Here is a 1,160-nt window from a genome sequence, read left to right as displayed (position 1 = left end):
ATTGTAAAATGAAGTTAGCCACCTTGAGTCAAGCAAAAAACATCTGAATCTCTTATACTAGAAGTTCGACCAAATAGTATAAAAAGGAAATTCAGATGCAAGACTATTCTATCACAAGCCAGAGCAAAGGGAAACACCTGACCAATCAAGACCGTTTAAACATTGAACGTTGGCACAATAAAGAAGGACTGAGCAACCGTGAGATTGCGCGCTTATTGAATAAAGCTCATGGGACGATTGACAGAGAGATGAAGCGAGGGGAAATCCAGCTCAAGCGGAAGGTAAAATACTCTGCTAAAAAGGCTCAAGAAAATTATGAAGGATTGAGGGCTCACAGTGTTCGTCCGAGTAAACTCACGACTGAGATTGATTGTTATGTGAGTACACGTCTTAAAGAAGACAAGGACTCTTTGGAAGTCATTCATCAGGCTCTAAAAGGAGTTTCTCTGAGCAGCCTCTACAATTGGGTCAACTGGGGCTGGTTAGAAGCCAAGCGTCATCATCTTTTCTATCCGCAGTATAAGGCGGCAAAGAAAATCAAACCTCGTGCGCCAAAGCATCCTTTTGGTAAGTCTATTGAAGAACGGCCTGAGTTCATTAACAATCGCTTAGAAGTGGGGCATTACGAGATTGACACGGTCATTCTTACGAGAGCTAAGAACAAGGTGCTTTTGACGCTCACAGAGCGAAAATACCGCACGGAGATCATTCGCTTGATTGATGGGAAAACAGCACAGGCGGTCAATGATGAGCTGGTGGAACTTCAAAAAAGTTATGACTTCAAATCCATTACCCCTGACAATGGCCATGAATTTGCAAGGCTCTCTGAGGACGTAAGCTGTCCAGTTTACTATGCACACGCCTACGCGAGCTTTGAGCGAGGGACGAATGAAAACCATAACCGAATGATTCGTAGGCATCTGCCAAAAGGCACAACAAAGACGACCCCTGAAGAAGTCGCCGCTATCGAGTATTGGATGAACCATTATCCAAGAAAAATGTTCAACTATAAGAGTTCATATGAGATGAGCTTGGCTGGCTAACTTGGACTTGCAATTTGCGATAATAAAATACTTATAACTTTTTTAATATAAATCAAGAAAAAAGCTTTCCCTAAGCGATTTTTTATGGTATAATGTTTTGTAAGGCTGTGTACCAGC

General features: G+C 42.1%; 1 protein-coding gene. It reads left to right on the top strand.

What is annotated here, in order from left to right; all coding sequences use genetic code 11:
• Positions 1 to 95: 95 nt before the first annotated feature.
• A complete protein-coding gene (locus ACIBM5_RS47080; RefSeq protein ID WP_351004109.1) occupies positions 96 to 1,043 on the top strand; it encodes an IS30 family transposase in 948 nt (315 codons plus the stop codon).
• The last annotated feature ends 117 nt before the right edge of the window (positions 1,044 to 1,160 follow it).

The sequence above is a fragment of the Embleya sp. NPDC050493 genome (genome assembly GCF_044458105.1).
Lineage (GTDB): Bacteria > Actinomycetota > Actinomycetes > Streptomycetales > Streptomycetaceae > Embleya.
This window is presented reverse-complemented; position numbering and strand designations above follow the sequence as displayed.